The sequence below is a fragment of the Nocardioides sp. CER19 genome (assembly GCF_029846275.1).
GTDB lineage: Bacteria > Actinomycetota > Actinomycetes > Propionibacteriales > Nocardioidaceae > Nocardioides.
In genome coordinates, this window is the sequence record NZ_JARVWS010000001.1 from 134403 (window position 1) to 159254 (window position 24852).

Below are 24852 nucleotides of genomic sequence, written 5' to 3' on the forward strand. Positions count from 1 at the left end.
GCTCACCGGAGCTTGAGCTCGCGGACCGCGCGCTCGGTGTCCGAGGAGTGCTTGAGGACGACGCCGAGGGTGTCGTCGATCGCCTTCGCGTCCAGGTCGTCGATGTGCAGTGCGAGGAGGGTCCGCGCCCAGTCGACCGACTCGGCGATCGAGGGCGCCTTCTTGAGCTCGAGGTCGCGCAACCGGGCCACGGCGGTCACCAGCTGGGTGGCGACCTTGTCGTCGAGGTCGGGCACCTGCGAGGTGACGATCTCCTTCTCCCGCTCGGTGTCGGGGTAGTCGAGGTGGAGGTAGAGGCAGCGTCGCTTGACGGCTTCGGACAGCTCCCGGGAGGCGTTGGAGGTGAGCACGACGAACGGCCGGCGGGTCGCGGCCACGGTGCCGAGCTCGGGGATGGTGACCTGGAAGTCCGACAGCACCTCGAGCAGCAGCCCCTCCACCTCGACGTCGGTCTTGTCGACCTCGTCGATGAGCAGGACGGTCGGCGCGTCGCGCCGGATCGCCGTCAGCAGCGGCCGGGTGAGGAGGAACTCCTCGCTGAAGATGTCGTCGTGGGTCTCCTCCCACGCCTGGCCGTCGGTGGCGGCCTGGATGCGGAGCAGCTGCTTCTTGTAGTTCCACTCGTAGAGCGCCCGGGCCTCGTCGAGGCCCTCGTAGCACTGCAGCCGCACCAGGTCGGCGCCCGTCGCACGCGAGACGGCCTTGGCCAGCTCGGTCTTGCCGACGCCGGCCGGGCCCTCGACCAGCAGCGGCTTCTCGAGCGCGCCCGCGAGGAAGCTCGTCGTCGCCGTCGCCGCGTCGGCCAGGTAGCCGGCGGTCGCCAGTCGGGTGGTGGCGTCGGAGGGGGAGGAGAACCAGGCCATGCGGCCATCCTCCCCCACCGGCGCGGGGCCTTGCGGTCAGGCGGCCGTGAGGGCGGCGTACCGCTGCAGGTAGACCGGCCATCCACCCTCGGACGCGACGCCGTCGCGCAGGCTCTGCCAACCGTCGAGGTGGCGGTCCAGGTGGCGGTGCGTGAGCTCGACGCGAGTGCTGCGCGCGTCGAGCGCCACGAACCTGACCTCGACCTCGCTGGCCCGCGCCAGGTCGGTCTCGAGCCGCCAGTCGACGCCGATGTCCCAGGTGAAGACGAGCCGCTCCGTGGGCTCGAAGGCGAGCACCCGGCCCCACCGGCAGGTGCTGCCGTCGACGCCCCGGTCGTAGACCGAGCCGCCCACGTGTGGTTCGAGGACCGTCTCGGCGACGTCCACGGCGAGCAGGTTGTGCTCCCGCGGCTTGATCCCGTCGAACTCCTCGGTGAACACCTTGAACGCCTCGGCCTGCGGGACGTCAACCGTCACGTCCACGGTGATGCTGGTGGCCTCAGCCCCCGCCTTGGTCGTCTCGGTCATCGCTGTCTCCGTTCTGCTTCCGCTCGTCGATGCGCCGGCTGAAGTTGGCCAGCGCCTGGTTCCAGAAGCCGTCCAGCTCGGTGCGCAGGTCCTGCAGCGCGTCGGGTCGGGCGGAGTAGATCCGCTTGGTCCCCACCGACTCCACCGCCACCAGCCCGGCCTCACGCAGCACGCGGAGGTGCTGGGAGACGTTCGGTCGCGTCATCGTCGGGAGGTGGTCGGCGACCTCGCCGACCGACAGCGGTCGCTCGGCCACGCGGGCGAGGATCACCCGGCGGGTCGGGTCGGCCAGTGCCACCCAAGCGTCAACTGTCACTTACGTAAGGTACGACTTACGCAGTCGCGGGCACAAGCCCCACCGACACGGACCGGTAGAGGTCGAGCACAGCTGCGAGCGCGTCGCGGTCGCCGTCCACCGCGAGCTGCCCGTGGTGCTCGGCCGCCGCCAGCTGCGTCATCCCGAAGACCACCTCGGTCCAGGCGGTCGAGTCGCCGGTGACGATGACGTCCGGGCGCTCGGGGATCCCCTCGACCAGCTCGAGCGAGCGCCGCCGCCACCGCAGGCGATAGCGGCGTACGCCGGCCGCCGGCCGACGCGCGTCGACGAGCCGGAGCCCCAGCTCGACGGAGCGGGGCGCCCGGGGAGCGGCCGGCGTCATCGTGCGCATCGCGACGACCGCGCCGTCGGGCGTCATGCTGCCGCCCGCGACCGGGAAGCCCGGCGAGCCGTGCGCCCAGCGGCCGAGCGCGGCCATCACGTCCTCGAGCCCGCGTCCCCAGGACGTCAGCCGGTAGGCGCGCGTGCGGCCGAGGTCGTCCAGGGTCGCCTGCTCCACCACACCCGACTCGGCCAGGCGGCGCAGGCGCTCGGTCAGCACCGCGGGGGTGATCCCGACGACGGCGGACTGCAGGTCGGCGAAACGGCGCGGGCCGAGCATCAGCTCCCGCACGACGATGAGGCTCCAACGGTCGCCGATCACGTCGAGCGCATGCGCGGTCGCGCACGCGTCACCCAGCTCGCCGTACGTCTTCTTCGGGGGCACTTCTCTCCTCACTCTCTTCACAAGAGCGGTCACTATGTTTAGTGTAGCGAAGATGGAGCCGGACGACAGCAGGAGACGGTGATGGACGTCCTCGCCACGGGACTGGGCCTCGTCGAGTCACCGCGGTGGCACGACCGGCGCCTCTGGTTCAGCGACTGGACGGCGGGTCGGATCCTGAGGATCGACGACGCCGGCGGGCTCGACGAGGTCGTCCGGCACGCCTCGCTGCCGCTCTGCTTCGACTTCCTCCCGGACGGGCGGCTGCTGCTGGTGTCCGGTCCCGAGCGGGCGCTGCTGACGCTGGAGGAGGACGGCTCGCTGAGCAGGTACGCCGACCTGTCCGCGTTGTCGCCGTACGGCTGCAACGACATCGTGGTCGACGGCCGCGGCAACGCCTACGTCAACGGCGCCGGCTTCGACTTCGCGCAGGGACCGCCGCCCGGTGACCGGCAGCCGGGGTTCGTCGCGGTGGTGCGGCCGGACGGCGCGGCCGCGGTCGTCGCTGACGACATCGCCTTCCCCAACGGCATGGCCGTGACCGCCGACGGCCGCACGCTCGTGGTCGCCGACTCCTACCGGTCGCAGCTGCTGGGGTTCGACATCGGCGACGACGCGACGCTGTCGAACCGCCGCGTCTGGGCCGAGCTCGGCGGCGACAACCCGGACGGCATCTGCCTCGACGCCGACGGCGCCGCGTGGTACGCCGACGTGCCGCACCAGCACTGCGTCCGGGTCGCCGAGGGCGGTGCCGTCCTGGCCACGGTCGACCTCGACCGCGGCGGCTTCGCCTGCATGCTGGGCGACTCCGACCTCTATGTCGTCGGCGCCCGGTGGCCGGGCGCGGCCGCGCTGGCCACCCACGCCGACTGGGACGGCCGCGTCTGGCGGGTGCCCGCTCCCGCCGCCGGTGCCGGCTGGCCCGGACCCCACCTGTGAGAGAGAGGAACGCGCATGAACCAGCACGCGACGCCGACGACGATCGCCCTGCCCACGACCGGCCGCCGGGCGGCGTACGCCTTCTTCCGCGACGGGCTCGGGCTGCCGACGCCCGGTGACCCGGCCGAGGACGGCGTACCCGAGCCGCTGCGCGTGGTCCTCAACTCCGACACCGAGGTCATGCTGATCCCGGCGGACGGCTTCGCCTTCGTCACCGGTCGTGAGGCCACGAGCGACGGCCGGGCCGAGTGCATGATCAGCCTGCCGACGGAGTCCCCCGCCGAGGTCGATGCGCGCTTCGCCCGGGCGGTCGGCGGCGGCGGTACGGCGGTCGCCCCGCCAGCGATGACACCGTGGGGCTCCTTCTACCGCGCCCTGGTCGCCGACCCGGACGGTCATCTCTGGCAGCTGATGTGCCTGGACGCCGGCGGGCAGGCATCAGCGGGGAGCGAGGAGGACGCGTAGGCGCGCTCTCAGCGCTCACTCAGTCCTGAGTGGCACTCTGGTGCCGTGACCAGCCCTGCCGCGACCAAGCCACGCGTCCTCGTCGTCGAGGACGACAAGGCCGTGCGCGAGTCGCTCCGGCGCTCGCTCGAGTTCAACGGCTACGACGTCTCGCTGGCCGGCGACGGCGCGGAGGCCCTCGCGGTCATCGGCTCGGCTCGCCCCGAGGTGGTCGTGATGGACGTGATGATGCCGCGCCTCAACGGTCTGGAGGCCACCAAGGCGCTGCGCGCGGCCGGCAACGACGTGCCGATCATCGTGCTGACCGCTCTCGACGCCGTCGGCGACCGCGTCGACGGCCTCGACGCCGGCGCCGACGACTACCTGACGAAGCCGTTCGCGCTGCCCGAGCTCCTCGCCCGGCTGCGGGCGCTGCTGCGCCGAGCCGTCCCGGTCGAGGGATCGGAGGACGAGATCCTCGCGTTCGCCGACCTGACGATGAACGTCGCGACCCGCGAGGTGACCCGCGGCGCCCGGCGCATCGAGCTGACCCGGACCGAGTTCACCCTGCTGGAGATGTTCCTGCGGCGGCCGCGCCGCGTGCTCGAGCGCTCGTTCATCCTCGAGGAGGTGTGGGGGTTCGACTTCCCCACGACCGCCAACTCGCTCGAGGTCTACGTCGGCTACCTGCGCCGCAAGACCGAGGCCGAGGACGAGCAGCGACTGATCCACACCGTGCGCGGTGTGGGCTACGTGCTCAGGGAGTCATGACCGTCCCGTTCGTCGAGCGGAGCCCGGACGGCGGGTGGCACTACCGCCGCTCCCTCGCCAGCCGCGTCACGCTGCTCACCACCATCGCCGTCGGCCTCGTCGTGGCGATGCTGTCGGTGGCGATCTACGCGCTCATGCGCCACCAGCTCGTGGCCAGCGCCGACCAGAACCTGATGGACCGAGCGCAGGCCGCGGCCGGCTCCTCCGCCCTGCTCGTCCTCACCCAGGACGAGATCCCGGCCGCCGTGATCAGCACCGCCGAGATCCGGATCGCCTTCGTCGACAACGACGGCGTCGTCCACATCCCCGACCGGGTCGGCGGCTTCCCCCCGCTGTCGACCCCCGAGCTCGCGGTCGCGCAGCACAAGCTCTCGTCGAGCATCCGGACCATCTCAGCCGGCAACCAGGAGTACCGCGTCGTCGCCGTGCCGACCATGGTGACCGGCGAGCGGCGGGCACTCGTGCTGGCGCAGGCCCTCACCCCGCAGGAGCACCTGCTGCACCGGCTGAGCCTCGTCATGCTGTTCTGCGGTCTCGTGGGTGTCCTGTTCGCCGCCCTCGCCGGCTGGGGCGTCGCCGTCAACGGTCTGCGGCCCGTACGCCGGCTGACCCGGTCGGTCGAGGAGATCTCCCCCCACGACCTCGCCCCGCTCCCGGTGGAGGGCGACGACGAGATCGCCCGGCTGGCGACCGCCTTCAACGGCCTGCTCGCCGCGCTGTCGGCCTCCCAGGAGCGGCAGCGGCAGCTGATCGCCGACGCCGGCCACGAGCTACGGACCCCGCTCACCTCGATGCGCACCAACATCGACCTGCTCACCCAGGCCGACCTGGCGCTGGAGCCCGCGCAGCGGGCCGAGCTGCTCACCGACGTACGCGCCCAGATGGAGGAGCTCACCGCTCTCATCGGCGACCTCGTCGAGCTCGCCCGTGACGAGCCGCTGACGCCCGTCGTCGAGGCCGTCGAGCTGCACGAGGTCGTCGACCACGCGGTGGCGCGGGTCCGGCTGCGCGCCCCGCTCGTGTCGTTCGAGGTCGACGCCCAGCCGTGGTGGGTGGTGGGCGAGTCCAACGCGCTGGAGCGCGCGATCACCAACCTGCTCGACAACGCCGCGAAGTGGAGCCCGCCCGACGGAACGGTGCACGTCACGCTCCGCGACGGCGTCCTCACCGTCGACGACCAGGGCCCGGGGATCCCCGAGGGGGATCGGCCGCACGTCTTCGACCGCTTCTACCGCGCCGCCGAGTCGCGCGCGATGCCGGGCTCCGGCCTCGGTCTCGCGATCGTCAGGCAGACTGCGGAGCGGCACGGCGGCACCGTCGCCGCCGACCAGACACCCGAGGGCGGCGCCCGCCTGGTGCTCCGCATTCCCGGCGCTGCCCACGCCATGCCGAAGGAGGCACCCCACCGGTGAACAACCGTCTGACCGCCCTGCTGGTGGGCGGCCTGACTCTGCTGTCCTCGACCGGCCTGCTCACCGGCTGCTCGTCCGACGACGCCACGTCGTCGCCGCACGCCGCGACGGGATCGCCCTCGGCCACGCCGAGCGAGCCGTCGTTCAACCCCTGCGCGGGAGTCGACGTCGCGCCGGTCTCGCAGGCGCTCGGCGCTCAGCTCGAGAAGGAGACCGGCACCGCTGACAACCCGCGCTGCGCCCTGGTCCCGGTGAAGAAGGGCGGCCCCACGTTCGAGCTGTCCTACCTCTGGTTCGACCAGGGCCTCGAGGCCGCGTGGTCGACCATGCAGGTCCCGGCCGGCACGGTCAGCCGTCCGACGGTGCCGGGCGCCGACGACGCCCGCATGGTCGTCAACGACTCCGGGTCGGCGTACGCCGTCTCGGCGTTCCTGCAGAACGGCAAGCTGATCCAGACCGTCAACGCCCTCGCCCTCAAGCCGTACGACGGCCCGAAGGTGCAGAAGGCGACCGCCGTGCTCCTCCGGCAGCTCTCCGCGGCGCGCGCCGACGCGTCCTGACGACTCAGGACCTGCTGCTCGTGCCCGTCTCGCGCCACGACCGCTCGAACGGCAACCGCCAGGCGTGCGGCGCGATGAGCTGGTGGATGGCGTTGGGGCCCCACGAGCCCGGGGCGTAGAGCCGGACCGGCGGCGGTGCGTCGAGCAGCGGCTGGGAGATCTCCCAGAGCGTCTCGATGCCCTCGGCGGTGGTGAAGAGGGTGTGGTCGCCCCGCATGGCGTCGTGGATCAGCCGCTCGTAGGCCTCGAGGACGCCCACCGCCGACGTGGTCTCCTGCGTGGCGAACTGCATCGACAGCTTCTCGAGCTTCATGCCGGGGCCGGGGCGCTTGCCGTAGAACGACAACGACATCTTCGACTGGTCGGCCAGGTCGAAGGTGAGGTGGTCGGGGCCCTGGGTGCCCGCGTTGGAACCGGCCGGGAACATGGTCAGCGGCGGCTCCTTGAAAGCGATCGAGATGATCCGCGCCCCCTCGGCCATCTTCTTGCCGGTGCGCAGGAAGAACGGCACACCCGCCCAGCGCCAGTTGTCGATGATGACCTTGAGCGCGATGAACGTCTCGGTGTCGGAGTCGTCGGCGACCTCGTTCTTGCCGCGGTAGCCGGTGTACTGGCCGCGCACGACGTTGGCCGGGTCGATCGGGCGGATCGACCGGAACACCTTGTTCTTCTCGTCGCCGATCGGCCCGGGTGCCAGCGAGGTCGGCGGCTCCATCGCCATGAACGCCAGCACCTGCATCAGGTGGGTGACGACCATGTCACGGTAGGCGCCGGTGCTCTCGTAGAACGCGGTGCGGCCCTCGAGGCCGAGCGTCTCGGGCACGTCGATCTGGACGTGGTCGATGAAGTTGCGGTTCCAGATCGGCTCGAACAGACCGTTGGCGAACCGGAACGCGAGGATGTTCTGGGCCGCCTCCTTGCCGAGGAAGTGGTCGATCCGGAAGATCTGGTCCTCGTCGAAGACCTGGTGGACGGCCGCGTTGAGCACCTTCGCGGAGGCGAGGTCGGTGCCGAACGGCTTCTCCATGATGATCCGCGCCCGCTCGACCAGGCCTGCCTCGTCGAGCTCGTGGATGACGTCGAGCGCCGCCTTCGGCGGTACCGAGAGGTAGTGCAGCCGCTGCGCCGGGCCGCCGAGCCTGCGCTCGGCCTCCTCGACCAGGTCGGCCAGCGCGTGCGCGCCCTGCGACGTCGGCACGTAGGAGAGCATCGCCGCGAACGGCGCCCAGCGCTGGTCGGTCACGACGCCCTTGCCGAACTCCTCGCACGCATCCCGCGCGATCTTCACGAAGCCCTCGGTGTCGATCTCCTCGAGCGACGTACCGACGATCATCGAGTCCTTGAGCAGCCCGGCCTCGTAGAGGCGGAGCAGGCCGGGCAACAGCTTCCGGCGCGCCAGGTCGCCGGTCGCTCCGAACAGCACGATCACGTGCGGCTGAGCCATGTCGTCCACGTTAGTCCTCTCCTGTCGCTGCACCGTCGCGGGCCGTGCGAATCATCGGTGAACGATCAGCCCGCCGGCCATGCGAACAGACAGAAGGTATGTCCCGCCGGATCCGTGTAGACACGCAGGGGCTCCTCCGGATCGTCCATCCGCTCCAGCCGTACGGCGGCGCCGAGCCCGAGCACCCGGGCGTGCTGCTCCTCCAGCTCCTCGACGCTGTCGACCTTGAAGTCGAGGTGCAGCTGCTGCGGCACGTCGGTGTCGGGCCACGTCGTCGGCGCGACGGCATCGGCCTGCTGGAAGGCGATCCGCTGACCGCCGGGACCGACGAGGGTGCGCCAGGTGGGATCGTCAGGGTCGTCCCCGTCGGAGAACTGCCATCCCAGCAGGCCCTGGTAGAACGCCGCGAGGCGCGGGACGTCGGTGGTGTCCAGCACGACGTTGCGCAGTGAGATTCCCATGCGGTCAGCCTGCCATGCCGTCGTCGCGGTCACTGTCCACGCCGAGCGCGGCGAGCAGTCGCTCCGCCTTCCACCGGCTCTCGGCGTACTCCTCGTCCACGTCGCTGCGGACCGTGATCCCGCCGCCGGTGCCGAGCGTCCAGTGCCGGCCGTCGGGGCTGGTGAGCGTGCGGATCACGACGCCGAGATCGGCCGGGCCGTCGGCGGAGATCCAACCGAACGCGCCGGCGTACGCGCCCCTCGGCGTCGTCTCGACCCGGTCGACGAGCTCCATCGTCCGCAGCTTGGGCGCGCCCGTCATCGAGCCCGCGGGGAACAGCGCGCGGAGGGCGCGGACGGTGCCGACGTCGGTCCGCAGCCGGCCCCGGACGGTGCTCACGAGCTGGTGGACGCTCGCGTAGGACTCGACCCGCATCAGGTCAGGCACCGTGACGGTGCCCGGCTCGCACACCATCGACAGGTCGTTGCGGAGCAGGTCGACGATCATCAGGTTCTCGCTGCGGAACTTCGGGTCCTCCGCCAGCCGCCGCGCGTTCTCCGCGTCCTCGTCGGGGTCGTCGGCCCGTGGGGTGGTGCCCTTGATCGGCCGCGTCTCGATCCCGCCGTCCGCGTCGACCAGCGCGTAGCGCTCCGGGCTCGAGCTCAGCAGCCACGCACCGGCACCGAGCACGTCGTGCTGCAGGAATCCCGCATACGGCGCCGGGTTCGTCCGTCGCAGCCGCAGGTAGGTCTCCGCCGGGTCGCGGTCCGCGTCGGCCGTCAGCCGGTAGGTCAGGTTGGCCTCGTAGGTGTCGCCCGCGTGCAGCGCCTCCTGGACGGCCGCGAAGGCGGAGCGGTAGGCGTGGGGTGGTCTCGATACGGGCTCGCTGGCGCTCGCCCTCCTCGACCACCGACCCTCGCTGGCGCTCGCCCACCGACCCTCGCTGGTCGAGTAGCCCTCGCGAGGAACGAGCGAGGGCGTATCGAGACCCTCGTGCTCCACCATCCGCACGCGGCTCGGCCGCATCCAGACGGCGTCGGGGAGTTCGGCGGACGGCGCGGCGGGCAGGTCGGCGCGGCAGGCGTAGCCGAGGTAGCCGAACCACTGACCCCCCGTGGCGACCTCCCGCTCGAGGACCGTCCAGATGTCGTCGCCGACGACCTCGGACCGCCCCTCCGCATGACGGAGCACCTCGCCCCGGGTGGCGGAGTAGGTCAGCGACACGTCCGACGGCTCGAGCCACCCGAGCAGCGAGCGCCGTCCGGACCACTCCCGTCCACCGCCGCCGTCGAGCCAGACGCAGCGCGGGTGCTCGCGCGCCACCTCGGTGAAGAGCTCCTCGATCACGACAGGAAGTTCCTGACGATCGCCGCCCCGTGCTCCGACAGCACCGACTCCGGGTGGAACTGCACGCCCTCGAGCGGCAGGGTCCGGTGGCGTACGCCCATGACGACGCCGTCCGGCGCCCATGCCGTCGCCTCGAGGCAGTCGGGCAGTGCCACGGCCGCCAGCGAGTGGTAGCGCACGGCCGCGAACGGCGACGGCAGACCGGCGAACACGCCCCGGCCGTCGTGGGTCACGGCGGCCACGTCACCGTGGGCCGGAGCGACCCGGTCCACCACGCCGCCGTACGCCGTCACGAGCCCCTGCATCCCCAGGCAGACGCCGAGCACCGGCCGGTCGGCGGCGAGCAGCACCTCGCGCCCGAGGGCGAAGTCGCGTGCCGACGCCGGGTGACCGGGACCCGGTGAGAGCACGACGTGCGAGTAGCCGGCCAGGTCCACCCACGACGCCTCGTCGTGCTCGACCAGGTCGGGCAGGACACCGGTGACCGCGGCGACGAGGTGGACGAGGTTCCACGTGTAGGAGTCGTGGTGATCGACGACCACCACCCGCGCGGCCATGCTCAGTCCAGCAGCAGGCGCGCGGCGAGCTCGTGGAGCAGGTCGTAGCCGCGCTCGGTGAGGATCGACTCGGCGTGGAACTGGATCCCCTCGAAGTGCGGGCCGTGGATCGCGTGGATGTCGCCCGACGCGGGGTCGGCGTCGACCGTCACGCCCGTCGGGAGCTCCCGGTCGGCCCGGCCGACGAACGTGTTGTAGAACCCCACCCGCTCGGTCCGGCCCTGCCCGCGCAGGGAGAGCGGGACCGCCGACTGCGTGCCTTGGAAGACGATGTCCTTGTAGTGCAGCCCGATGCCGAGCTGGTGGCACAGCGCCTGGTGCCCGAGGCAGACGGCGAGGAACGGCCGCCCGGCGACGAGCAGCGAGGCCACCGCCGCGCGCAGGTTGGCCATCTTCGGGTCGGCGTCGTCCCGCGGGTCGCCCGGTCCAGGGCCGACGATGACCAGGTCGTAGCCGTCGAGGCAGCCGTCGACGTAGTCCTCGTGCCGCACGACCGTCGACGTCATGCCGAAGACACCGAGGATGTGGCGCAGCATCCGGACGAAGTCGTCGGCGCCGTCGAGGATGACGACCGACCTCCCCGCCAGCCGCGGGTCGGGCGCGGCCCCGGCCTGGTCGGTCAGCCAGAACGACGACAGCCGGCGGTTGCGCTTGTTGAGCTCGAGCAGCACGTCCTCGTCGGCGACCAGCTCCGGGACACCGAGCCCCGACGGGACCGGGGCCGGCGGGACGAGACCGAAGGCGGCCAGGATGCCGCCGGCCTTCGCGTGGGTCTCGGCGACCTCGTACGCCGGGTCGGAGTCGCGCACCAGGGTGGCGCCGGCGCTCACCTTCAGCTCGCCGGCGGGCGTCACGTCGGCGGTACGGATGACGATCGGGCTGTCGAGGACGGCCGCGCCGGACGGGTCCCGCCCGAGGATCGCGAGCGCGGCGCCGTAGTAGCCCCGGCCCTCCGGCTCGTAGTGCTTGATCAGCCGGCAGGAGTTCTCGACCGGCGAGCCGGTGACCGTGGCGGCGTACATGGTGTCGCGCAGGACCTCGCGCGGGTCGCGGTCGGTGTGGCCGGCGAGGAGGTACTCGGTGTGGATGAGCCGTGACATCGGCTTGAGGAACGGGCCGAGCACCTGGCCGCCCTCGGAGCAGATGTCGCACATCATCTTCAGCTCCTCGTCCACGACCATGTAGAGCTCGTAGATCTCCTTCTCGTCCTTGAGGAAGTCGAGGAGCGCGGGCTTGAGCTCGGCCGCGACGGCCTCCGGGGTCTCCCCTGCCACCTGCGGGAGTCGGAACGTGCCCGAGATGGGGTTCATCCGGACGTCACCGCCCGCGATCGAGACGTGCCGCTCCGGTGAGGCACCGACGAGGTAGCGGTCACCGGTGAAGAACAGGAAGGTCCAGTAGGCCCCGCGCTCGCGCTCGAGGAGCCGGCGGTAGACGGTGAGCGCCTTGTCGGCGCTCCAGTCGGCGACGACGGCCCGGTAGTGCCGGCCGATGACCAGGTTGGCACCCTCGCCCTGACCGATCTCGTCGCGGATGATCGCCTCGACGACCTTCTCGTAGTCGGCGTCGGAGGTCTCGAAGCCGCCGCGGTCGTCGAAGTCGATGTCGCCGTCCGGCAACGCCTCGATCACGTCGGCGACGGTCAGCTCGATCTCGGTCTCGACGTCGACCACGACCAGCGGCGTCCCGTCGTCGTGCGCCGCGAACCCGCGCTCGGCGACCTGCCGGAACGGCACCGCGAGCAGGCGGTCGACGGTGTGCCCGGGCTCGGGCGCACCCGTCTCGAGCGGTACGTCGAGCAGCGACTCCGCCACCCAGCGGCGGCCGCCGAGGGCGCCGATCGTGTCCTTGCCGCCGACCCGGGTCGAGCGCCGGATGAGCGCCCACGCCTCGTGCCCCTGGATCGCGGCGATGGCGTCCCGGGCGTTCGTGTGCGTGGTCATGAGCGGCAGCGTAGTCGCCGGTCGCCACCGGTTTTGAGGCGAGACGGCGGGGTGGACGCCGGCCGGCTCAGCGGCAGGCGCTGTCGGTGGCGAGGATGAGGTCGGCCCACTGGCCGTAGGCGTCCGCCTTGGGGTGCAGCCCGTCGCGCAGCCACTCCGGGTGGGCCGACGCGGTGGCCCGCCACGGGACGACGCAGGTGTGCGGTCGCGTCCGCGCGATCTGCTGCATCCAGCGGGCGTAGCGCCCGACGGTCTCCACGCCGCGCCGCGACCAGCGGCCCCCGGCCGCCTTGTAGGGCGTCACGAGCAGCACTCGCGTCCCGCGCGGCAGCTGGTCGATCGCCGCCACGTAGTCGGCCTTCGTCCACCCGGGCACCTGGTTGGACCCGAGCTCGATGACGACCCGGAAGGGATGCTGGTCGACGGCGCGCAGGTTCTTCACGAGGCCCGGCAGCGCGGTGACCGGACGGCCGTGCAGGGCGTTGATCGTCCACCGCGGCCGTCGTCTCAGCAGGTCCTCCGACCCGAAGGCGGAGATGGAGTCACCGAGCACGTAGGAGCCGGCCGTCGACCACACCAGCCGGTCCGAGGCGGGACCGACCTGGCGACCGTGCAGCGGCCGACCCGCGCTCGCGGGCGACGCCAGGGTGCCCGCGACGACGAGTGCCAGCGCGGCACCGAGGAGCGTTCGCAGCGGCCGCATCGAGTTCCGTTCCGAGTGGAGAGGGGGCGGCGAAACGTTAACCCGGATCGGACCGGACCGGACAGGGCACCGCGTGTTCGTGATCGGCCGCGGGAGACCCGACCTGAGCCGTAGCGTGCCGGCGCCACGACGTCACACGGACAGAGCGAGCGAGTGGCTCCGTCCGTGTGACGCGTGCGTCACCGGGCCGCTTCCTGGCACAATCCCCTGGGTGACGAAGTTCCTGGGCATCCTTCCGCCTCCGGCCGCCTGAGCCGGAGCCCCGATCACCCCGTCCTTCCCGGGCGGATGTTCCGCGCGCTCCGAGACGAGTCCCTCCCGCCTCGATCCCAGGAGCTCCCTGATGTCCCCCTATCGTCGCGGCCTGCTGCAGGTCGCTCTCGCCGGTGTCCTGTGGGGCACCGGCGGCCTCGCCGTCCAGCTCATCCGCCGCGACCAGCCGCTGTCCCCGCTGGTGCTGAGCGCCGAGCGGATGCTCATCGGCGGCACCGTCATGCTCGCACTGCTCGCCCTCCTGCCCGGCGGCCTGCGCGACCTCGGCGGGGTGCTGCGCCGGCACCCGCTCGGCACGCCGCTGATCGGCGCCACCACCGGCGCCTACCAGGCGCTCTACTTCGTCGCCGTCACGCAGGCCGGGGTGGCGGTCGCGACGGTGGTCAGCCTGGGCGTCGCGCCCGTGCTGCTCGCGGTCCACGCCGCCGTACGCCGTCGGGCACTGCCGTCGCCCGGCGAGCTGCTCGTCCTCGTCACCGCGCTGACTGGCCTGCTGCTCGTCTCGCGCCCGGGCGGCGCGATCGGCCCGCACCCGGTGCGCGGGGTGCTGCTCGCGCTCGCCTCGGGGACGACGTATGCCGTCACGACCGCCGTCGGCCGCCGCATCGCGATGGGCGCGCGGCCCACCGCCCTCGCCACCGGAGCGACCCTCTGCGGGGCGGTCGTGCTCAGCCCGCTGCTGCTCGTCGGCGGCCGGCGCCTCCCGGACGGTCCGGTCGTGACCGGGTGGCTGCTCTACCTGGGGGTCGCCACGATGGCCGGCGCCTACCTGCTGCTGTACGCCGGCCTGCGCAGCGTGCCGGCGCACACCGCGACGCTCGCCAGCCTGCTCGAGCCCGTGACGGCCGCGCTGGTCGCCGGGGTCGTCCTCGACGAGCGGATCGGGCTCGTCGCCATCGTCGGCGTGGTGCTCGTGCTCGTGGCCGTCGCCGGGCTCGGCCGGACGGGGCCCGACGTCACGCGGACGGGGCAACCGGTGGCTCCGCCCGCATGACGTAGCTCAGCTGATCGTGGTGAGCAGCTGGGTGGCGCGGGTCAGGACGACGTAGAGCGTCGCGCGGCCGGTCGGCGACTCGTCCTCGATCTCCTGCGGGCGCACGACGACGATGCCGTCGAACTCGAGGCCCTTGGTGTCGAGGCCCGTGAGCACGACGACCCGGTCCTCGCCGGACGGGGTCGTGCCGGCGTCGGCGGCCGACGCCCGGGCGGACGGGGCGTCCTCGGCCAGCTCCGGCCAGGACGCGAGCCACGAGTTGACCTCGGAGCGGCGGGCGACGGGCACGACGATGCCGACGGTGCCGGCGACCTCCCCGGCGAGACGGGCGACCTCGGCACGGGTGGCGGCCTCGAGGTCGGGCACGGGTTCACCGGGGAGGCCGAGCACGACCGGCTCCACGCCCGTCGACCGCACCGCCGTCGGCAGGTCGGCGTCGAGGCCGACCCGCTCGGCGTACGCGGCAGCGAAGTCGTAGATCTCGGCGCTGTTGCGGTAGTTCGTGCCGAGGTGGAACTCGTGGACCTGCTTGCCCTCGAGTGCCTCGGCGCGAGCGGCCGCCGCCTCCGCCGGCACCGGCCAGGAGGACTGGGCCGGGTCGCCGACGATCGTCCACGACGCCGTACGGCCGCGGCGGCCGACCATGCGCCACTGCATCGGGGTCAGGTCCTGAGCCTCGTCGATGAGGACGTGGGCGAACGGGTCGTCCTCGATCCGATTGGTCGGCGGACGCCAGCCCGGGCCCCCGGCGAACTCGCGGTCGGCGGCCGTCATCAGCTCCTGGACGTTGATCCCGAGCTCCGGGTCGACGTCGCGCTCGTCCGTCGGCGTCTCGGGCATGTCGCCGAGCGCGTAGCGCAGCTCGTCGAGCAGCGGGACGTCCTGGATGGACAGGTCACCGGGGTGCGACGACCACGACTTGAGGAGCAGCGCCTGGTCCTCGGACGAGACGACGCCGTCGCCGACGCGAGCCAGGAACTCGGGGTCGCGCAGCCAGCCGAGCACGGTCTGCGCGTCGAGCGCCGGCCACCAGGTCCCAGCGAAGTCGAGGAACCGCTGGTCGCCCAGCATCTCGTCCTCGAACGCCTCCTTGCCGCGCTCCCGGCCGCGCTCGCCGCGCACCTGGCGCCACAGCGCGTCGAGCAACGTGTTGGCCACCCGCGGCAGCTGCTTGTTGCGCCGGCCCTGGCTCATCAGCTGGCGGCGGATCGTGCCGAGCCGTCCACGGTCGAGGGTGAGCACGTCGTCGCGGTAGAAGATCCGGAACTCGCTGGGGCTGCCGGGCGCCTGCTGACGGGCGGCCCGACGCAGCACCTCGGCCATGGAGGCCGACCCCTTCACCGCGGCGACCGCCGGCTCGTCGTGGCGGGTCGCCCGCACGCCGTCGACGACCTCGCCGAGGCTGCGCAGCGCGACGGCGGTCTCGCCGAGGCTCGGCAGCACGCGCGAGATGTAGGTCATGAACACGCCGGACGGGCCGACGATCAGCACGCCGCCGGCCTCGTAGCGGCGGCGGTCGGTGTAGAGCAGGTACGCCGCCCGGTGCAGGGCGACGACGGTCTTGCCGACACCCGGGCCGCCGGAGATCGACACCACGCCCTTGCCCGGCGCGCGGATCGCCTTGTCCTGCTCCGCCTGGATGGTCGCGACGATCGAGTGCATCTGCCGGTCCCGCGCGCGGCTCAGCTGCGCCATGAGCGCGCCCTCGCCGACGATCGGCAGCTCGGTCTGCGCCTCGGCGTCCAGGAGCTCGTCCTCGACACCGAGCACGTCGCGCCCGCGGGAGCGGAGCACCCGGCGTCGTACGACGTTCTGCGGCTCCGCCGCCGTGGCCTGGTAGAACACCGCCGCCGCCGGCGCACGCCAGTCGATCAGCAGCGAGTCGCGGTTCTCGTCACGCAGGCCGATCCGGCCGATGTAGCGCGGCTCGCCGTCGACCTCCGCGCGCAGGTCGAGGCGGCCGAAGACCAGCCCCTCGTGCGCCGCGTCCAGCTGGGCGATGCGGCGCGCGGCCTGGAAGACCATCGCGTCGCGCTCGACCAGACCACCCTCGTGGCCGAGGCCACCGCGCGCGTGCCCCTCCGTGGCCAGCGCCTGAGCCGACTTCGCCGACTTCTCGAGCTGTACGTAGACCTGGTCTACGAACGCCTGCTCGCGCGCGATCTCCTGCTCGACAAGCTCCTCGCTCAACCCGCGTTCCCCTCGAGGCTCATCTGTGTCCCAGCCACCCGCTCCATCCGAGGGCAGCAAGTCGAAAAGCCTACCCTTTGCCATGCTCCGGGCGCAGATCCTCTCGTGTGTTGACCCTGCCCGCCGTCAGTCCCGGGGGCGGTACACCAGGATCGCCACGCCTGCACCGACGTCCCTCCGGGGCCACGTGAGCGTGTAGGTGCCGCCGACCGGCAGCAGGAGCGTGCTCACAGAGACGACACCCCCTGCTTCCCGGCCACCTCCGTTGGTGAAGCCCCCGTCGGTGCTGCTGACGGCGCCGTCGATCGTGGCGTCGAGCCTCGTGACGTGATCGGTGGCGTAGCCGAGGAGGACGGGGACGTCGGCGCTGGACGAGAAGGTCAGCGAGTGCCGGCCCGGGCGTGACCGGACGATCTCGGTGCGGTCGAGCTCCCAGACCCGACCGTCGAACTCGATGACCGGGTCGACGCGGGCGCCGTTGACGATGACCGCCGCACTGTCGTCATAGACGGCGCCGCCCAGCGTCATGCCCGGGTAGGCGTGCGGCGCACCGCCGGCCGTCTCGCTGACCCAGACGCGGACCGTGTGCCGGCCACCGCGCGGGTCGTCCCAGCGCGTGCTTCCCGAACCGGCGTCCTCGGCGGGCCCGCGGCACCCACCCCAGGACAGGGGACCGCTGCCGTCGATCGCCAAGTTGACCCACGGCGGTCCGTCGGGGCTACCGCCGGTGCTCAGGGTGCAGAGCCCCTCCAGGGTCGTCTGGTCGATCCGGCCCGTGAAGCCGAAGGTCACCTCCGCCTCACCCGGCTCCGCGAAGGCTCCGCCCAGGAGTCGTCGGGAGCCGACCTGCTGACGGAAGACCGTCTTGCCCCCCGGTGCCACGAGACCTTTCGGCATGCGGCCGGTGCGCTCGTAGAACGCGACACCGACCTGGGTGCGGGCCGTGCCGGCCTCGACCTCGAGGCGGAAGCGCAGGTCCGGGGAGGCATCGTCGAAGTAGACCGGCATGGGGATCGCCGGGTTCGCTCCGTCCTTGACGATGCGGTCGCCTGGCTTCCCCTTCCAGGAGTCCCCTTCCGAGTCGTCATAGGCGTTCTGCAGCGTGGCCCTGCCGTCACCGAGGCCCTCGGCCAGCAGGGCGATGGCTTGGTCGGAGTCCTTGCGGGGGACGTCGACGTCGAGACTCTTCTGCCCCGGCTTCGTCTGCACGACCCTCACGAGGCGGTACTCGAACCCGTCGACGATCACGGTCGTGGCCGCGGCCAGGTCGGAGTCGCCGCGGTCGGTGACCAGCCGCGGCAGCACGATCCCGGCTGCCACGAGCGCCACCGCCGCCACCGCGCCGACGACGGCGGAGGCCCGGCGGCGCCGACGTACGACTCGGACGCGGGAGCGGACGGCGGACGCACGGTCGAGCAGCGCGGCATCCTCGCCCGGTGCGTGGACGGCGAGGGTCGAGCGGAGGTCGTCGAGGGTGTTCACGAGAGCTCCTCGGAGGTCGCGAGGGCGGGGTCGATGCGGAGCTTGGCGAGCGCCTTGCTGGCCTGGCTCTTGACGGTGCCGACGGCGCAGCCGAGCACGGCGGCGGTCTCCGACTCGGAGAGGTCCTCGAAGTAGCGCAGCACGACGACGGCGCGCTGGCGCCGGGGCAGCCGCTCCATCGCCTGCCACAGGTCGTGGCTGGCGTCGGACGCGTCCGCCGACGACGCGATCCCCGGGTCGGGAAGGTCGGAGCTGGCTCGCTCGCCGTTCCACCTCCGCCGCCACCAGGTGGCGTAGGTGTTGACGAGCACCTTGCGGACGTAGGCCTCCGGTGCCGTCTCGATCCGCGACCACGCGAACCACGCCTTGGTCAGCGCCGTCTGGAGGAGGTCCTCGGCGAGGGCGTGGTCACGGGTGAGCAGGTAGGCCGTCCGGAGCAGCGTGCTGGAGCGGGCGGCGACGAACGCGTCGAACTCGACGCCCTCGTCCCGCACGCGTGGCGCGCCCGGCACGTCCGGCACGTCCGAGACCCCCATGACTGTCATGTCCCCCACGACTCGGTGATCGGCCCGAAAGGTTGCCCGCTGGTCGTGGGTGGTCGTGAGTGGTCGTGCGCGGGAGCTACCGCGCACTCCCACTCACGACCCGATCACTTCCGCGACAGGAACGCCAGCATCGCCTCCCGGGCCTCGTCGGAGGCGAACAGCCGGGCGCTGAGCGTGGCCATGTCGTCGGCGCCGGCGTCGATGTTGGCCAGCAGCGGCCGGGCGAGCAGCGCCTTCGTCTCACGCAGACCCTGCGGGGCGCCGCTCACGAGGGACGCGCAGACCCGGGCGACCTCGTCGTCGAGCGCGTCGGCCGCGGCGACCGTGGTCACCAGCCCGTACCCGGCGGCCGCCGCCGCACCGAACTTCTCCCCCGTCAGACAGGCGTACGCCGCCGCCCGGCTGCTCAGCCGAGGCAGCACCGTCAGCGAGATGGCCGCCGGCGTCAGTCCGAGCTTGACCTCGGTGAGCGCGAAGTCGGCCTCCTCGGCCGCGACGACGATGTCGGCGGCGGCGACGACGCCGATCCCGCCGGCGCGGACCGGACCCGCCAAGGCGACGACGACCGGCTTCGGGTGCGCGACGATCGCGCGCTGGAGCCCGACGATGGCGCGGGGTCCGTCCTCCGCGGCACCGCTGGCCGCCTCCGACAGGTCGGCCCCGGAGCAGAAGACCCGACCCGACGAGGTCAGCAGCACCACCTTCGCCTCGTCGTCCCCGGCGGCCCGCTCGAGCCGCTCGAACAGCTCGCTCACGAGCTGCCGCGAGAGCGCGTTGCGGTTGTGCGGGGAGTCGAGGGTGAGGGTGGCGACGCCGTCGGCGACCGCGTAGTGGACCAGCTCAGCGGAATCAGGCATGCCCGCCATCCTGCCGGAATCGCTCGGGTGCGATCCCGGCACTCGCCGTACGGCCGGCGCATCGAGCGGATACCGTGCATCGGCGCCGTGCGACCGGAAGGAGATGGCGGGTGAGCCGAGTGCGGATGGTGGTGTGGGTCCTGGCCGTCGCCATGATGATGTTCGGCCTCGTCTCCCTGCTCTTCACGGGCTGGTGCGTCGACCACGGCGTCGAGTTCCCCGACCGCGGCCGGTGGATCGGCTCCAACGGCGTCACCACGCGCGGCGAGGTGATCTGGCAGGGCGTCTGCTACCTGCTCCTCGGTTTCCTGCTGGGGCCGGTGACGTCGTTCAGCGCCTGGTTCGACCGGCGGCGGGCCGGCAACCGCGAATGGGTGAGGCGCTCCGAGGCTGGACGCCACTAGCATCCGAACGTGACCCTCGCCGCCCGCGGCAGCACCGGCAGCGACGTCGCTGACCGCGCCGCCGCCGGAGTCGCTCGCGGGGTCCTCCTGGTCGTGGCCGTGCAGGCGGTCGCGCTGCTCGTGCTCGCGCCGCGCTACGGCCCCCATCGCGACGAGCTCTACTTCACCTCCGCGGGCCAGCGGCTTGCCTGGGGCTACCCCGACCAGCCGGCCCTCACCGCCGCCCTCGCGCGGCTGGCCGACCTCGTGGCGCCGCACAGCGTGCTGACACTGCGGCTGCCGAGCGTGCTCGCCTCCGTGGCGGTGACGCTGCTGACCGCCTGGTTCGCGCGGACGCTGGGCGGAAGCACCGCCGCCCAGCTGCTGGCCGCGGTCGTGTGCGCGGCGTCGGTGATCGTGCTCGCCCTCGGCCACCTGCTCTCCACGGCGACCTTCGACATGCTCGCCTGGACCTCGGTGCTGGCGCTGGTCACGGCCGCGCTCCGAGCCGACGCGCGCCGCGCCCGCTGGCTGTGGCTCGCGGCGGGATTGGTCGCCGGCGTCGGCCTCAACAACAAGCAGGCGGTGGCGTTCCTGCTCGTCGCGATGCTGGTCGCGCTCGCCGTCCTCCGCGAGTCCCGCCCCGCGCTGCGCACGCCGTGGCCGTGGCTCGCCGCGCTCCTCGCCACCGCGATGTGGGTGCCCAACCTGGTCTGGCAGGCGCGCCACGACTGGCCGGTCTTCGCGCTCGCCGCCGACATCCGGGACGAGTACGGCGGCGTCGGCGGCCGGATCGGCTACGTCGCCGAGACCCTCATCATGTTCAGCCCGCTCATCGCGGTGGTCTGGCTGATCGGGCTGGTCGCCCTGCTGCGCCGGCCGCAGTGGCGGACCGTCCGCCCCGTGGCGGTGACGTTCCTGATCCTCGCGGCCTGGTTCCTGGTCGTCGGCGGCAAGGGCTACTACCTCGCCGGCGCCGTGCCGCCGCTGCTCGCCGCCGGCTGCGTCGTGCTCGCCGAGCGCTGGCGTCGTCGCGGGATCGTCGCGGCCGGCGTGGTGCTGGTGCTCTCGGCGGCGGTGGCCTGGCCGATCTTCCTTCCCGTGCTCCCGGCGCACGCCTGGGCCGGCACCTTCTACGCCGACGCCGGGGAGGACCAGCGCGAGACCATCGGCTGGCCCGCCTACACCGACGAGATCCGCGCGGTCGTCGACGGCCTCAGCCCGCAACAGCGGCGTACGGCCGTCGTCTTCACGCAGAACTACGGCGAGGCCGGCGCCGCCGAGTGGTACGACGTCGGGCTACCGGTCTTCAGCGGCCACAACGGCTGGCGCAACTGGGGACCGCCCGCCGCGGCGGCGACGCCGGTCGTGGTCGTCGGCGACATCGAGGCGGACAGGTACTTCACCGGCTGCCGGGTGATGGCGCGCCTCGACAACCACCTCGACGTCGACGGCGAGGAGCAGGGGCTGCCGGTCCGGCTGTGCGCCGGGCCGATCGGGTCGTGGGCGGAGCAGTGGCCACGGCTGGTGCACTACGACGCCTGATCCGACTGACGCGGACCGTGGAGCGCCCCTACTGTGACGCCATGAAACGACTTCTCGGCGTGCTCGCCGTCGCGGCGACGTTGCTGCTGGCCGTCCCCGGTCTCGCGGCCGCCGACGACGTCGGCGACCTCTGCGCGGGGCAGCCCGACTGCATCGTGGAGGACCCCACCGGGTTCGGCTCCGACGGCTTCGGGTCGGACGGGTTCGGCATCCCGGGGTGGTTCGTCGCCCTCTTCGTCCTGGTCCTGATCCTCGGCGTCGCCACCACCATCTACCGGGTGAGCGCGGCCCGCTCGATGGCCCGCAGCGCCGGCCTCGACGAGGGCGCGGCGACGGCGGTCGCGATGCTCGACGAGAACGGCCTCAACGCGGCGTACGTCGCCTCCTCGCTGCGTGACCGGAAGGCCACCGCCCCCGACGCCGCGCCGGCCCAGCCGCGTCCGGCTGCCGAGCGGCTCGCGGAGCTGCAGGCGCTGAAGGACTCCGGTGCCATCACCGAGAGCGAGTACGCCGCGCGTCGGCAGGCGATCATCGACTCGATCTGACCCGGCGTTCCGGTGACTAGGGTGGCACCGTGGACCGGGTCGACGAGGCTTTCACGGCCGTCCCGCGCGCGGGGTTCCTCCCCTCGAGCGAGCGGCACCGTGCCGCGGAGGACGCCCCGCTCCCGATCGGCCAGGGCCAGACCAACTCGCAACCGTCGACGGTGTCGGCGATGCTCCGGCTGCTCGACGTCCACCCGGGCCACCGGGTGCTCGACGTGGGCGCCGGCTCGGGGTGGACGACGGCCCTGCTCGCTCACCTGACGGGTCCCGACGGCGAGGTCGTCGGCGTCGAGCTCGAGCCGAGGCTGGCCCGCTGGGGTGCCGCCAACGTCGCGGCCGCCGGACGCCCGTGGGCGCGCATCGAGCCCGCCATCCCCGGGGTCGTCGGGTTGCCGGCCGGGGCGCCGTACGACCGCATCCTCGTCTCCGCCGGTGCAACGCGGATGCCGGCGACGCTGCTGGAGCAGCTCGGCGACCCGGGCCGGCTGGTGGTGCCGGTGGACGGGCGGATGACCCTCGTGGTGCGCGGCGACGGCCGCGACGCGATCACCACCCACGGGGCCTACCGGTTCGTCCCGCTGCGCTGACCGGCCTCAGAGGCGGTCGTGCGGATGGCTGACCGGCTCCTGCTCCTCGGAGGTCTGCTCGGAGGTCTGCTCGGGCGTCTGCTCGGGCGTCTGCTCGGGCTGGTCCTCGGGCTTGTCCTCGGGCGACTCCGTGTCCGAGTCGGGGTCCGGGCGGCGCCGGGTACGCCGGCTCTTCCGGGCCCAGCTCGGGTCCATGATGATCTCGTGCGAGTCGCCGTCGCGGCCGTCGAAGGTGACCGCCACGGTCTCGAAGCCCTTGTGCCGGTTCATCAGCGCGTACGACGCGTAGGCCCGACGGTCCGCATCGGTCAGGTCGACCGCGTCGGTGAACGGCGTGAGCAGGGCGCGCGGCCACAGCCGGCGGACCAGCACCACGTTGACCTCGATGCCGAGCACCCCCATGACCGCGGCGATGTAGATGTAGGCGACGAGGCCGAGGACGGTGGCGAACGTCTTGTTCATGCCCTGCGCCTCGTTGATCACGCCGGTCACGTAGATCGCGCCGCCCCACTGCAGCACCTGCCACATGACCGCGAGCGTGAAGGCACCCGGCGCGGCGGACCGCAACGGATGGTCCCGCGCGGTGGCGAGCCGCATGAGCAGCGTGAGCATGGTGCCGATGAGCAGCACGGTGACGATCGTGATCAGCCATCGCAGCGTCGCGTTCATCCCGTCGCCGAAGACCTGGGTGTTGGCGCCGAGGGTGGACACGACCGACAGGGTGAGCACCGCGACGCCGGCGGTGGCGAGCAGCAACAGGCTGCGCAGGCGGAGCAGGATCGGGTTCGGGCGGCTGTTGCGCGGCACCGACCAGGCGGTGTTGAGCGCGTTCTGGATGGCCTGGCCGAGCCCGAGGGCGCCGTAGAGCGCGGCGATCGAGCCGATGATGACGCCGCCGGTCGAGCCCTGGATCGACCCGGGCCGGCCGAGCTGGTCGCCGATGATCGGGAACTGGCTCAGCGCCGAGTTGAGCAGCTGGTGCTGCAGCTCCGGGTTGCCGTCGAGGAAGAAGCCGAGGATCGACGAGCCGAGCAGCATCAGCGGGAAGATCGCGATGAAGGCGTAGTAGCTGACGATGGCCGCGAGGTAGTTGCCCTGGTCGTCGAAGAACTTGTAGAAGACGCCGAGCGGGAACGCGACAGGAGGGAACCGGCGCTGAGCCTGGTCCACCGCAGCCACGACGCCCACGCGGGCAAGGCTAGCCGCGCGGCGGCCCCGGATCCGGCAGAGTCGGCATCTCGTGCCCGGTGTGGCGGCCGATCAGGACCGCCCGGGTGACGGCCTGCTTGCCGAACCTGTCGCGTACGGCGTCCAGCGCGCCGTCGAGCTCGCGACCACCCTGTGGCGCCGTACGCCGGTCGAGCCTTTCGAGCCCCAACGGGAGCTCGAGCTGCTCGGTGCGGGCGTCGACCAGCCCCGAGATGGTGATGCCGAGCAGCGTGAGGCCGCGCTCCTCGATGAGCGGCCGGGCCTCCCGCAGCAGCCGCCGTCCGGTCGTCAGCCAGGTGGCCGTGGCACCGGTCGAGCGCGGGATGGTCGCCGACCGGGTGGCGCGGGTGTAGTCGTCGAACCGCATCCGCAGCGTGAAGGTGCGCCCGATCCGCTCGCCCGCCCGGAGCCGCCTGGTGACCCGGTCGACCAGCGCGGCCAGCAACGCCTCGAGCTGCTCGAACGACCGGTTCTGGCGGCCGAACGCGCTCTGCGACCCGATCGACCGGCGCCGGCGACCGACCTCGACCGGCCGGGGGTCGCGCAGGTTGGCCAGGGCGTGCAGGTGCCGTCCGGACGCCTTGCCGACCGCGAGGGTCAGCTCCGCCTCCTGCCGGTCGGCGAGCTGGCCGATCGTGTAGATCCCCTCGGCGTGCAGCTTGGCGGCCGTCAGGTCACCGACGCCCCAGAGCCGCTCGACCGGCAGCGGGTGGAGGAAGTGCTCCTCACCGTGCGGCGGCACGAGCAGGAGACCGTCCGGCTTGCTGACCGCGCTGGCCACCTTGGCGAGGTACTTGGTCCGGGCGATGCCGACCGAGATCGGCAGCCCGACCTCCTCGCGCACCCGGGCGCGCAGCGTCGTCGCGATCTGCTCCGGCGGCCCGACGAGCCGGCGCAGGCCGCCGACGTCGAGGAAGGCCTCGTCGATGGAGATGCCCTCCACCAGCGGGGTGGTGTCGCGGAAGATGTCGAAGACCCGCCGGCTCGCCTCGACGTAGGCCTCGAAGCGCGGCGGGACCACGATGGCGTCGGGACAGGCGGCCATGGCGGCGCGACCACCCATCGCGGAGCGCACGCCGAAGGCCTTCGCCTCATAGCTGGCCGCCAGCACGACGCCGCCTCCCACGATCACCGGCCGGCCCTGCAGCCGGGGGTCGTCGCGCTGCTCGACCGAGGCGAAGAACGAGTCGAGGTCGGCATGGATGATCACGCCACCATGGTCGAACAGGTGTTCGACCATGGTCAAGCCG

The 24852-nt window shown here is 72.5% G+C and carries 26 protein-coding genes; 10 read left to right on the plus strand and 16 right to left on the minus strand.

Annotated features, from left to right (window positions below; genetic code table 11):
- Positions 1–2: 2 nt before the first annotated feature.
- From QDS12_RS00730 to QDS12_RS00745, 4 genes are read right to left on the minus strand one after another with little or no spacing between them, the layout of a single operon-like run.
- The gene (locus tag QDS12_RS00730; RefSeq protein ID WP_279876286.1) at positions 3–863 is read right to left on the minus strand and encodes a MoxR family ATPase; all 861 of its coding nucleotides are present in this window, start codon (positions 861–863) and stop codon (positions 3–5) included.
- A gap of 36 nt (positions 864–899) precedes the next feature.
- Positions 900–1391, minus strand: coding sequence for an SRPBCC family protein (locus tag QDS12_RS00735; RefSeq protein ID WP_279876287.1), 492 nt, complete (start codon positions 1389–1391; stop codon positions 900–902).
- Positions 1363–1707, minus strand: a complete 345-nt coding sequence (locus tag QDS12_RS00740) for a metalloregulator ArsR/SmtB family transcription factor (RefSeq protein ID WP_279876288.1) — start codon at positions 1705–1707, stop codon at positions 1363–1365. The genes QDS12_RS00735 and QDS12_RS00740 overlap by 29 nt, the downstream gene beginning before the upstream one ends.
- A gap of 16 nt (positions 1708–1723) precedes the next feature.
- Positions 1724–2434, minus strand: coding sequence for a helix-turn-helix domain-containing protein (locus tag QDS12_RS00745; RefSeq protein WP_279876289.1), 711 nt, complete (start codon positions 2432–2434; stop codon positions 1724–1726).
- Positions 2435–2515: 81 nt separating this feature from the next.
- Here QDS12_RS00745 and QDS12_RS00750 point away from each other — a divergent pair, with 81 nt between their 5' ends.
- The 5 genes from QDS12_RS00750 to QDS12_RS00770 are packed head-to-tail and all read left to right on the plus strand — an operon-like array spanning position 2516 to position 6557.
- A complete protein-coding gene (locus tag QDS12_RS00750) occupies positions 2516–3370 on the plus strand; it encodes an SMP-30/gluconolactonase/LRE family protein (protein WP_279876290.1) in 855 nt (284 codons plus the stop codon).
- 15 nt (positions 3371–3385) lie between these two features.
- Positions 3386–3835, plus strand: coding sequence for a VOC family protein (locus QDS12_RS00755; protein ID WP_279876291.1), 450 nt, complete (start codon positions 3386–3388; stop codon positions 3833–3835).
- 45 nt (positions 3836–3880) lie between these two features.
- Positions 3881–4585: a response regulator transcription factor gene (locus tag QDS12_RS00760; RefSeq protein ID WP_279876292.1), complete on the plus strand. Its 705-nt coding sequence runs from the start codon at positions 3881–3883 to the stop codon at positions 4583–4585.
- Entirely contained in the window at positions 4582–5997 is a 1416-nt protein-coding gene (locus QDS12_RS00765) for a HAMP domain-containing sensor histidine kinase (RefSeq protein ID WP_279876293.1), read from the plus strand. Before QDS12_RS00760 ends, QDS12_RS00765 begins: the two co-directional genes overlap by 4 nt.
- The gene (locus QDS12_RS00770) at positions 5994–6557 is read left to right on the plus strand and encodes a hypothetical protein (protein ID WP_279876294.1); all 564 of its coding nucleotides are present in this window, start codon (positions 5994–5996) and stop codon (positions 6555–6557) included. The genes QDS12_RS00765 and QDS12_RS00770 overlap by 4 nt, the downstream gene beginning before the upstream one ends.
- A gap of 4 nt (positions 6558–6561) precedes the next feature.
- On the opposite strand, the gene zwf is transcribed toward QDS12_RS00770, so the two are convergent.
- The 6 genes from zwf to QDS12_RS00800 all read right to left on the minus strand — a co-directional run bounded on the left by zwf (position 6562) and on the right by QDS12_RS00800 (position 12992).
- Entirely contained in the window at positions 6562–8001 is a 1440-nt protein-coding gene (zwf, locus tag QDS12_RS00775; protein WP_279876295.1) for a glucose-6-phosphate dehydrogenase, read from the minus strand.
- Between the two features lie 65 nt (positions 8002–8066).
- The gene (locus QDS12_RS00780) at positions 8067–8462 is read right to left on the minus strand and encodes a VOC family protein (protein WP_279876296.1); all 396 of its coding nucleotides are present in this window, start codon (positions 8460–8462) and stop codon (positions 8067–8069) included.
- A gap of 4 nt (positions 8463–8466) precedes the next feature.
- Positions 8467–9789, minus strand: a complete 1323-nt coding sequence (locus tag QDS12_RS00785) for an anthranilate synthase component I family protein (RefSeq protein WP_279876297.1) — start codon at positions 9787–9789, stop codon at positions 8467–8469.
- Complete coding sequence (locus QDS12_RS00790; RefSeq protein ID WP_279876298.1) at positions 9786–10346, minus strand: aminodeoxychorismate/anthranilate synthase component II; 561 nt, start codon at positions 10344–10346, stop codon at positions 9786–9788. The genes QDS12_RS00785 and QDS12_RS00790 overlap by 4 nt, the downstream gene beginning before the upstream one ends.
- 2 nt (positions 10347–10348) lie before the next feature.
- Complete coding sequence (locus tag QDS12_RS00795) at positions 10349–12289, minus strand: anthranilate synthase family protein (protein ID WP_279876299.1); 1941 nt, start codon at positions 12287–12289, stop codon at positions 10349–10351.
- A 67-nt stretch (positions 12290–12356) separates the two neighbouring features.
- Positions 12357–12992 carry a GDSL-type esterase/lipase family protein gene (locus QDS12_RS00800; RefSeq protein ID WP_279876300.1) on the minus strand — a complete coding sequence of 212 codons (636 nt, stop codon included), beginning with the start codon at positions 12990–12992 and terminating at the stop codon, positions 12357–12359.
- A gap of 343 nt (positions 12993–13335) precedes the next feature.
- On the opposite strand from QDS12_RS00800, the gene QDS12_RS00805 reads away from it, so the two are divergent.
- Positions 13336–14259: a DMT family transporter gene (locus QDS12_RS00805; RefSeq protein ID WP_279876301.1), complete on the plus strand. Its 924-nt coding sequence runs from the start codon at positions 13336–13338 to the stop codon at positions 14257–14259.
- 6 nt (positions 14260–14265) lie between these two features.
- Here the strand turns inward: QDS12_RS00805 and QDS12_RS00810 are convergent, their stop codons facing one another.
- The 4 genes from QDS12_RS00810 to QDS12_RS00825 all read right to left on the minus strand — a co-directional run bounded on the left by QDS12_RS00810 (position 14266) and on the right by QDS12_RS00825 (position 19333).
- Positions 14266–16449 (minus strand): UvrD-helicase domain-containing protein, encoded by a 2184-nt coding sequence (locus tag QDS12_RS00810; RefSeq protein WP_279876302.1) that lies wholly within the window; start codon positions 16447–16449, stop codon positions 14266–14268.
- A 126-nt stretch (positions 16450–16575) separates the two neighbouring features.
- The gene (locus tag QDS12_RS00815; protein ID WP_279876303.1) at positions 16576–17931 is read right to left on the minus strand and encodes a hypothetical protein; all 1356 of its coding nucleotides are present in this window, start codon (positions 17929–17931) and stop codon (positions 16576–16578) included.
- Positions 17928–18476, minus strand: a complete 549-nt coding sequence (locus QDS12_RS00820) for a SigE family RNA polymerase sigma factor (protein WP_347882170.1) — start codon at positions 18474–18476, stop codon at positions 17928–17930. Before QDS12_RS00820 ends, QDS12_RS00815 begins: the two co-directional genes overlap by 4 nt.
- A gap of 104 nt (positions 18477–18580) precedes the next feature.
- Positions 18581–19333, minus strand: coding sequence for an enoyl-CoA hydratase family protein (locus QDS12_RS00825; RefSeq protein ID WP_279876304.1), 753 nt, complete (start codon positions 19331–19333; stop codon positions 18581–18583).
- 110 nt (positions 19334–19443) lie between these two features.
- Here QDS12_RS00825 and QDS12_RS00830 point away from each other — a divergent pair, with 110 nt between their 5' ends.
- Genes QDS12_RS00830 through QDS12_RS00845 form a run of 4 tightly spaced genes read left to right on the plus strand, consistent with a single transcriptional unit; the run spans position 19444 to position 22393 of the window.
- The gene (locus QDS12_RS00830; protein WP_279876305.1) at positions 19444–19737 is read left to right on the plus strand and encodes a hypothetical protein; all 294 of its coding nucleotides are present in this window, start codon (positions 19444–19446) and stop codon (positions 19735–19737) included.
- Between the two features lie 9 nt (positions 19738–19746).
- Positions 19747–21261, plus strand: coding sequence for a glycosyltransferase family 39 protein (locus QDS12_RS00835; protein WP_279876306.1), 1515 nt, complete (start codon positions 19747–19749; stop codon positions 21259–21261).
- Between the two features lie 41 nt (positions 21262–21302).
- Complete coding sequence (locus QDS12_RS00840) at positions 21303–21806, plus strand: SHOCT domain-containing protein (RefSeq protein WP_279876307.1); 504 nt, start codon at positions 21303–21305, stop codon at positions 21804–21806.
- 29 nt (positions 21807–21835) lie between these two features.
- Positions 21836–22393, plus strand: coding sequence for a protein-L-isoaspartate O-methyltransferase (locus QDS12_RS00845; protein WP_279876308.1), 558 nt, complete (start codon positions 21836–21838; stop codon positions 22391–22393).
- Positions 22394–22399: 6 nt separating this feature from the next.
- On the opposite strand, the gene QDS12_RS00850 is transcribed toward QDS12_RS00845, so the two are convergent.
- Entirely contained in the window at positions 22400–23581 is a 1182-nt protein-coding gene (locus QDS12_RS00850; protein ID WP_279876309.1) for a YihY/virulence factor BrkB family protein, read from the minus strand.
- Between the two features lie 10 nt (positions 23582–23591).
- Positions 23592–24812, minus strand: coding sequence for a DNA polymerase IV (gene dinB, locus QDS12_RS00855; protein ID WP_279876310.1), 1221 nt, complete (start codon positions 24810–24812; stop codon positions 23592–23594).
- Positions 24813–24852: the final 40 nt, after the last annotated feature.